The sequence below is a fragment of the Embleya sp. NPDC059237 genome (assembly GCF_042754105.1).
Taxonomy (GTDB): Bacteria; Actinomycetota; Actinomycetes; order Streptomycetales; family Streptomycetaceae; genus Embleya.
In genome coordinates this window covers 74040-81748 of sequence record NZ_JBHZAE010000020.1, presented here as the reverse complement: position 1 = coordinate 81748, position 7709 = coordinate 74040, and the positions used below count along the sequence as shown (strand labels likewise).

Annotated in this window: 8 protein-coding genes; 4 read left to right on the top strand and 4 right to left on the bottom strand. The window is 71.0% G+C overall.

Going from position 1 to position 7709, the window contains the following annotated elements; translation table 11 throughout:
- Positions 1–66: 66 nt before the first annotated feature.
- Both ACFXKZ_RS42290 and ACFXKZ_RS42285 read right to left on the bottom strand, forming a co-directional pair.
- Positions 67–1161, bottom strand: coding sequence for an alpha/beta hydrolase (locus ACFXKZ_RS42290; RefSeq protein ID WP_380010077.1), 1095 nt, complete (start codon positions 1159–1161; stop codon positions 67–69).
- Between the two features lie 40 nt (positions 1162–1201).
- Positions 1202–2230: an alpha/beta hydrolase gene (locus tag ACFXKZ_RS42285; protein ID WP_380010074.1), complete on the bottom strand. Its 1029-nt coding sequence runs from the start codon at positions 2228–2230 to the stop codon at positions 1202–1204.
- A gap of 243 nt (positions 2231–2473) precedes the next feature.
- Between ACFXKZ_RS42285 and ACFXKZ_RS42280 the strand changes: the two genes are divergently transcribed.
- Both ACFXKZ_RS42280 and ACFXKZ_RS42275 read left to right on the top strand, forming a co-directional pair.
- Positions 2474–3112 (top strand): hypothetical protein, encoded by a 639-nt coding sequence (locus ACFXKZ_RS42280; protein ID WP_380010071.1) that lies wholly within the window; start codon positions 2474–2476, stop codon positions 3110–3112.
- Positions 3109–4374, top strand: coding sequence for a PrsW family intramembrane metalloprotease (locus ACFXKZ_RS42275; protein ID WP_380010068.1), 1266 nt, complete (start codon positions 3109–3111; stop codon positions 4372–4374). The genes ACFXKZ_RS42280 and ACFXKZ_RS42275 overlap by 4 nt, the downstream gene beginning before the upstream one ends.
- Positions 4375–4397: 23 nt before the next feature.
- Here ACFXKZ_RS42275 and ACFXKZ_RS42270 read toward each other — a convergent pair whose 3' ends face one another.
- Positions 4398–4619 (bottom strand): hypothetical protein, encoded by a 222-nt coding sequence (locus tag ACFXKZ_RS42270; RefSeq protein WP_380010065.1) that lies wholly within the window; start codon positions 4617–4619, stop codon positions 4398–4400.
- Positions 4620–4781: 162 nt separating this feature from the next.
- On the opposite strand from ACFXKZ_RS42270, the gene ACFXKZ_RS42265 reads away from it, so the two are divergent.
- A complete protein-coding gene (locus tag ACFXKZ_RS42265) occupies positions 4782–5567 on the top strand; it encodes a GNAT family N-acetyltransferase (RefSeq protein WP_380010062.1) in 786 nt (261 codons plus the stop codon).
- Positions 5568–5591: 24 nt separating this feature from the next.
- Here ACFXKZ_RS42265 and ACFXKZ_RS42260 read toward each other — a convergent pair whose 3' ends face one another.
- Positions 5592–6509 (bottom strand): NAD-dependent epimerase/dehydratase family protein, encoded by a 918-nt coding sequence (locus ACFXKZ_RS42260; RefSeq protein WP_380010059.1) that lies wholly within the window; start codon positions 6507–6509, stop codon positions 5592–5594.
- A gap of 342 nt (positions 6510–6851) precedes the next feature.
- On the opposite strand from ACFXKZ_RS42260, the gene ACFXKZ_RS42255 reads away from it, so the two are divergent.
- Positions 6852–7418, top strand: coding sequence for a hypothetical protein (locus ACFXKZ_RS42255; RefSeq protein WP_380010056.1), 567 nt, complete (start codon positions 6852–6854; stop codon positions 7416–7418).
- Positions 7419–7709 lie beyond the last annotated feature (291 nt).

Genomic DNA, 7709 nt, shown 5'->3' with positions numbered 1-7709 from the left:
GCCTCAAGCGCCGGCCGGGCTGTTTGGCCTCAAGCGCCGGCCGGGCTGAGTTTACGTTGCCTTTGTTCAGACCATCGTTTTGGTCAGCCAGCGGAAGACGTCGGGGACCATTCGGCGCCAGACGTCTGTGCCGTGGCCGCCGCCGGAGATTTCGGCGACTGTGATGGCTGTGGAGGGCTTGGCGGCGGCCTTGAGGGCTTGGGCGTCGCCGAAGCCGTCGCCCTTTTCGCCGGCCATGTAGAGGGCGACCTTTGGGGGTTGGTGGGCGTTTTTGAGGATCGTCAGGGGGTTGGAGGAGATTCGCAGGGCCGGGTCCTTCGAGGTGACCGAGTCGGACTCGCCCTTGGGGTCGTTGTAGCCGGACAGGCTGACCCCGGCGCCGTAGCGGTCCGGGTGGAGGAGGGCCATTCGGGTGGCGCAGTGGGCGCCGGCCGAGTAGCCCGCGATGGCCCAGTGCTTGGGGTCGGACTCGGCGCGGAAGTTGTCGATCACCATGCGCCGCACGTCGCCCGAGATCCAGGTGTCGGCGTTGGCCTTGCCCGGGACGTCCGCGCAGCCGGTGTCCTCCTGGCCCGCGAGCAGCTTGGTGCGCGGCGAGACCAGGATGAACGGGGCCACCTCGCCCTTGGCCATCATGCTCTTGAGCTGCTTGTTCACGTCCAGCGTGCCGAACCAGGCCTTGGCCGAACCCGGGTAGCCGGGCAGCAGTTCGACGACCGGGAACTTCTTGTCCGCGAACGCCGGGTCCTTGTACTGCGGCGGCAGCCACACGTAGACCTCGGCCTCGACCCCCGACTGCGGGCCCTTGAGGGTGGTCTCCTGGACGCCCTCGCCCATCTTGCCGTCACCGACCGGATCGAACTTGGTGAGCAGCTTCTGCTCGGGCGCCGGCGGCGGAGCGGGCTCGCGCGCCTCGACCACGTGGCTGCCGCCCGTACCGAGGAAGTCGTCCCACGTGTCGTAGAGGCTGTTCGCGTTGTTGACCATGACGAAGACCATCAGGATGGCGGTGAACTGGCAGGTGACCAGCATGAACAGCCGGGCGATGATTTTCACCGGCTTGGGGCCCGGGATGTGGTTCCACGCGAACAACGCCAGCACCACGGCCGCTATCGCCAGCACGATGGTCGTTATGTAGAAGGGGGTACCGGTCAGACTCACTGTCGTCTTCCAGGGTGATTCAGCGACGATCCGGACACGGTCAGTCGGCGGTGGGTGGGGGCATGTGCCGGCCGAGCCAGCCGAGCAGGTCGGGAATCATCTTCTTGAAGTGCGAAGTGAGATGCCTGCCGGCGGGCTGCTCGTAGTACTCGATGCGAACGGGTGGCGCCGCCTTGGCGACGAAGGCCTTGACCAGGCGTACCTCGGCCGCGTCCCCGCCGCCCGCGGTCGCGAGCACGTCGATGTTCGCCTTGCCTTCCGCGATCATGCGATCGGGGCTGTTGGCCAGCCGCTCCGCCTCGTGGCCCTTCCACAGCGGGCTGTCCGGATTGAAGTAGCCGTCGATCGGCACCGCGACCTTGAACTGCTCGGGGTGTTGGAGCGCGAGTTTCACGCTGCAGAACGCGCCCGTGGAGGCGCCCATCAGACCCCAGCCCGCCGGGTCGCGCAGGGTGCGGAAGTTGGCCTTGACCAGGTCGGGGATGTCCTGTGACATCCACGTGCCCATCTTCGGCTGCCCCGGGATGTCGCTGCACTCCAGGCTGCGCTTCTCGTCCTTCTCCAGGTTTTGCACCGGCATCACCATGATGAAGGGGTGGGTCTTGCCCGCCTTCTTCTCGGCTACGGCCATCTGTTGGATCGGCAGTTGGTTGTCGGTCCAGGTGTTGTAGCCGTTGCTCTGTCCGCCGGCGTAGAGCGTCAGGACCGGGAAGCCGTGCTTGGCGAAGGCCGGGTCGTTGTACTCCGGCGGCAGCCACACCCACACCTTGCCGGTGACGCCCGACTTGGGACCGGTGTAGCTGGTCATCATGATCGGCCCGACGGCGGTGGTCGTCGCCGTGGTGAAGTTCGTCGTGGGCCCGGTCGGCATGACGACCTTGCTGGGGGCGGGGGGCTTCGCGGGCTGACCGGAGGACTGCCCGCCGGACTGCCGGGGCGTGGCCGTGCTCTTGGCGTGGTCGACCGTGGAGTCGCCGGACGAGGAGCCGCACGCGACCGCGGTCACCGCGAGCAGTACGGCGCCGAGCAGCGCCGTCGCGCGAGGACGGCGTGCGGAAAGGGGGTTCAAGGGAAGAGCTCCGGCAGGCGTCAGGGGGGTGCTGTTGACAAAAACGACCTTAACCGGGCGGTGAAACGGTGATCGGGCTGCTCTGTAACAGCCGTCCATCAATCGGCGGGACGTAAACAGCGTTTTCGTGATTTCCCCGTGACCGGATCACCCCTTCGGCCGATGGCGGAGTGACTTTCCGAAGTGGCGCGGGTACCGGCGCAGACCCTGCCCCCGCAGGTTTCCCACCGACAGGAGCCGCGCTTGTCCGTCACAGCACCGGTCCCGCGACCGCCCTCCCCCGACTCCGCGAACTCGTCGAACTCCTCGAAACCGGATCCCGGCAGGTTGTGGTCACGCCTGATGCGGGGGCCGCACGGGCTGCGGGCGACGTTCGTCGTCGCCGTCGTGATGGTGATCCTGATCGCGGTTCCCTACCTGCTCAACCGCTCCGTGGTCGGCGCCGCGCCGGTGCGGGCCGGGCAGGTGGTCACGCTGGGCACCTTCCGGTACCAGCCCGCGCTCGGCTGGCAGGTCGACCGGGGCGCGTCCCAGGCCGATCTGGTCAGCGTGCTGGTCAAGGGGGCGACCACGTATCGGCTGACCCCGCTGGGCCGGCAGTCCTCGGCGGCGGGCGCGTTCCGGGCGGCGGCGCGCCGTCACGCGGCGACCGGGCGCGGGCGGGTCGGCGGCGACCCCGCCAAGGTGACCACCGCGCGCGGCCTCACCGGCCTGGTCGCGCCGATCACCGGACACACCGTGGCCGGCACACTGACCGTCCTGGTCGCCGGCGGCCAGGGACTGGGCGTGTCGCTCACCGCCCGGCACACCGCGCCGCTGACCGCCGCGATCGCCGACGACGTGGTGACCATGCTCGACTCGGTGGAGGTGACCGCGTCGTGAGTGTGGCTCCGCTGACCGACCGCCGCGGTCGCCGGGACGCGGGTGGCATCGTGCAGCCCACGCGGGCGGCGTTCTGGCTGTATCCGATCGTGCTCGCGCTCGGTGCGGCGAGCGTGGTGCCCAACTTCGTCCGGCTGTCCTCGGCGGCTCCGTCGGGTGCGCTGGTGCTGAGCGTGGTGATCAACACGCTGTGGCTGATCCCGGCACTCGCGGTGATCACCCACCTGGACCTGTTCGAGCGCGAGCCGCTGTCGTTCTGTGTGGCGGCGGTGTTGTGGGGCGGCCTGGTGGCGACCGGATTCGCCCTGGTGGCCAACGACAACCTGCTCAGCTATCTGGCCAAGCTGGATCCGGAGTTCTCCACCGACTGGGGCGCCTCCATCTCGGCGCCGATCGTCGAGGAGACGCTGAAACTGCTCGGCGTGGTGACGCTGATCCTGATCAACCGCCGGGTCTTCGAGAGCGTGCTCGACGGCTTCGTGATCGGCGCGCTGGTCGGCCTGGGCTTCCAGGTCGTGGAGAACATCCTGTACGGGCTGAACGCGGCGATCCAGTCCGGCGAGATCTGGACCGGCGGCGTCGTGGCCAGCTTCTTCGTCCGGGCCGTCGTCAACGGGTTGTGGAGCCACGCGGCGTTCACCGCGATGACCGGCGCGGGCGTGGCATACGTGCTGGTCGGCGTGCGTCGGCCGCTGCCGGTGCGCGTGGCCGCCGCGATCGCGCTGTACGTGGTCGCCTGGGGCCTGCACTTCGTGAACAACTCGCCGCTCGCGGAGATCGTGCTGCGGCGCACCGACTGGTACCTGACCATCGTGCAGATCGTGCTCAACGGCCTGGTCGTACTGGCCGTGGCGAGCTACGTCTACCGGCTCGCGGCCCGGCAGGAGTTCCGGCGGTTCGCCCGCGCGGTGGGCGACGAGCCGGAGTTGTTGCCGCTGCGCGAGTTGGCCGCGCTCGCGTCGAACAAGACCCGCAAGGACGCGGTGGAGGCGGCCCGGCGCGAGCACGGGCGCAAGGCGGCCCGGGCACGTAGTCGGCTCCAGCGCGCGCAACTGGGCTACGGGGTGGCGCTGTCCCGCTCCGCCGACCCGGTCCACGACCCCGGGGTGGCGCGTTGGCATCGGCGGATCGACCGGGCCCGGGCCCAGGTGGTGGCCGCCGACGCGGAACCGCCGCCGAACGCCCCGACCGGCCAGGCCAAGACCCGACCCGAGACACCCCCGGAGCCCCCGGAGCTGCCGGAGGTGCCGGAGGTGCCCTAGCCGGACCGGCCCCGGGCCCGCGATCACCGGCAGGTGCGCGGGTCCGGGGTGACGGCGGTGTCGGTCCGTCGGGGTTGTTCGTCCCTCGGTGTCCACTCGACCTCTTCGAGGTCGGCGAGTGCGTCCTCGCGCAGCAGATCCGGGGGTGCGGTGCCGAGGTCGCGTCGGCCGAGCGAGCGCACCACCAGGAGCACGGTCAGGCCGAGCAGACACACGGACACGGCGAGTACGACGAGTCCGTCCATGGTGCTCCTCCCTACCTGCCTGTAGGGCGGTCGCCATCGGGCAGCCGCCATGAGGCAGTTGCTCTCCATGGTTGCGTGCGCGGCGGACAATGTGAACCGACCGGAGATGAATGGCGGGCATCGGATCACCCCGCGGGATCCGGCGCCGGCGAGAATGCTCGGATGCGCACACACATCGAAGCCATGGACCGTAATCTCGCCGAGCACGCGTGCCACCTGCATCGGGTCACCCCGGGGATGCGCGTGTTCGAGGACGACGAGGTGATCGTCGCGGACAGCGGTCTGGGGCACGACACCTACAACATCGTCGCGGGCACGCGCGCGAGCGCCGAGACGGTGGGGGCGGTCGTCGAACGTACGGTCCGCCGGGTCGCCGCGACCGGGCGGCCGTTCTCGTGGTGGGTCACCCAGGGGTCGCGGCCGGTGGACCTGGCCGAGCGGTTGTCGGCGTACGGGCTGCCGGTCGGCGAGCGCGAGGTGGCGATGTGGGCGGCGTTGTCTGCGAGCGAACCCGGCGCGGCGGAGCGGCCGGCGGGGCTGCGGATCGAAGCGGTGCGTACGCGTGCGGGGTTGCTGGACTACGCGGGTGTGCTCGCGTCGTTGTGGACACCGGCTGTCCCCGACGTGGTGCGCTTCGCCGAATTGACCGCCGACGCGGCCCTGGTCTCCACCGCGCGCTACCTGGTGGGCTACGTGGGCGAGCGTCCGGTGGCCACCGCCGAGGTGTTCCTGCACGCCGGCGTCGCGGGTGTGTACAACATCGCGACCGTGGCCGCCGAGCGCCGGCGCGGCTACGGCGCGGCGCTGACCCGGGCCGCGCTCGACACGGCGCTCGCGGAGGGGCACGCGGTCGCGGTGCTCCAGGCGTCGGCGGAAGGCGAGCCCGTGTACCGGAAGTTGGGCTTCCAGGTACTCGGGCCCGTCACCGAGTATGCGATCGTCACCTGATCCCGGCGGCGGGAGCCGCCGGCGCTACGCGAGCAGTTCCGGGTGCAGTGCCTCGACCATCCGGCGCATCCCGTCCTTCCAGTGCACGGTGGTGCGGCCGGTGATCGTGTGCATCGCGGTCAGGTCCAGGGTGACCGAGTCGATGGTCTCGTTCGTCGCGTTGAACTCGGGCTTCACGCCCGTGAGTTCGGCCAGATAGCCGCACCACTCCTCGATGCTCACCGGGTCGCTGCCGCCCCAGTTGACGGTGGTGACCTCGGGTGTCGCCGCCGCGAACAGCGCGGGCAGGGTGCCGGCGATGTCGTCCACGTGGATCGGGTGGTAGATGCTGGGCGTGTTCGAGTGCACGTCGACCGCCACGCCGCCGAGCATCATCTCCAGGTGGATGCCAGGCCAGCCGCCGTTGTCCCCGTACGGCACCGACAGGCGCGCGATCGTGGTCGGCAGCGCGAATCGGCGCGCGCCCCACCGCGCGGCACCCTCCGCGGCGATCTTGCAGATGCTGTACGTCTCCAGGAACGACCAGACCCGGTGGTTGTCGCCCAGCGCCGCGTGCTCGGCCAACTCCTTGTGGCCGGCGGGCTGGTAGACGGCGGTGGACGAGCAGTGCAGGAAGGCGCGGGCCGCCTGGTGATGCTCCATCAGCGACAGTACGCCGCCGGCGTTCGCGTCCAGGTCCAGGTCCCAGTCGCCGTTCTTGGCCACCGCGAAGTTGACCACGTAGTCGGCGTCGGCGGGCAGGGCGGCGACGTCGCCGGCGGCCAGGTCGATCCGCACGCAGGTGACGCCCGCGGCCTCCAGGCGCGCTCGGGCCTCGTCGTCCTGGAAGCGGGCGGCGCCGTAGACCTCGTTGTCGCGCGCGAGGATCTTGGCGACGGGTTCGGCGACCTGGCCGGTGACGCCGGTGACGACGATCTTGGCGCCGCTGAGGGGGGTTGCCATGGGGACTCCGTTGTCGTGTCTGGTGCTTCGTCTCCCGCGGCCGGCCGTTCGCCGGGCGCCGTACGGCCGGAAATCGCGGTCCGGCCGGGGCCGTGGGGGTGGTCGGGGCGGGCGTGGCGGCACGTTAGTGCAGGTTGCGATCAGGTGGAAGGGAGAGAAAGCGGGGAAGGGGGAGCGGGAAGGGCCCGGCGGGCGGAAAGGGAACCGGCGGGGAACGGGCCCACAACCGTGCGGGAACGGGTGAGGGAACGAGGGCCTTCCCTTATCCGGGGGTGCACACGGAACGGGGATGGTCGGTCGGCCGTCTCTGCGGACGGGGGGATCGACTTTTCGGGGGCAGCGATGAGTGCTACGGGGCACTGCCGACTGTGCGGGACCGAGGTCCCGGACGAGCGTCACGGTTATTGCGAAGGGCCGCTGTGCGGAGCCGATCTGGCCGGCCAGCGGATGGGCGATCCGGGGGTCGCCGTGCAGGTCGGGTTCGAGCGCGCGCGGGTGGCGGCGCGGCCCGGGGAGGTGGTCGAGGCACGACTATTGGTGCGCAATCGGAGCCGGCGAGCCGAACACTTCCGGATCCGGGTGTTCGACACGGAACGGGTCGCGGTCACCGAGCCGGAGCCGGGCGCGCCGATCGGGCCGGGGGCCGAGGTGGTGTGGACGGTTCGGTATCGGGTCCCGCGCGACCCGGGCCCGTTGACCGCCGGGCCGGCCGCGGTGGGGCCGGGTGGGCCCGGCGACGCCGTGTCCGGGCTGTACTACGCGGCGGTGCGGGCCGAGGCGGTTCGGGACGCGCGGGTGGGCGCGGCGGCGGTGCTCGACGTGCGGATCCGCGGCGAGACCGATGGCGCGGGTCGGATTCGGGCGATTCGTGCGCCGATCCCTCGGTGGCCGGCAACATGCCCGGAATGAACGCTTCGCTGTCGTTCACGTGGACCCTGTCGGATGCCGGTTGGGCCGACTGCATCATCGCCGAAGCGCATGCGGAGGCGCAGATGCTCGTCTCGTACATCACCATGAACGAAGCGTCCGCGCGCCCGGGGTGGGCGCGCGGACGCTTCGTGGGTCGGGTTGTGCCGGGTCGTGGGGGGGGGGGGGGGGGGGGGGCCCCCCGCCCCCCCCCCCCCGCGGGGGGGGCCCCCCCCCCCCCCCCCCCCACCCCCCCCGCCCCCCCCCCCGGCCCGGCCCCGCCTGGAGCCGGGC

Bases quoted from the DNA above. Each gene is read 5' to 3' on its own strand.
- ACFXKZ_RS42270 (WP_380010065.1), bottom strand. From the start codon at position 4,619: ATGGACGGACTCGTCGTACTCGCCGTGTCCGTGTGTCTGCTCGGCCTG.
- ACFXKZ_RS42265 (WP_380010062.1), top strand. From the start codon at position 4,782: ATGCGCACACACATCGAAGCCATGGACCGTAATCTCGCCGAGCACGCG.
- ACFXKZ_RS42260 (WP_380010059.1), bottom strand. From the start codon at position 6,509: ATGGCAACCCCCCTCAGCGGCGCCAAGATCGTCGTCACCGGCGTCACC.
- ACFXKZ_RS42255 (WP_380010056.1), top strand. From the start codon at position 6,852: ATGAGTGCTACGGGGCACTGCCGACTGTGCGGGACCGAGGTCCCGGAC.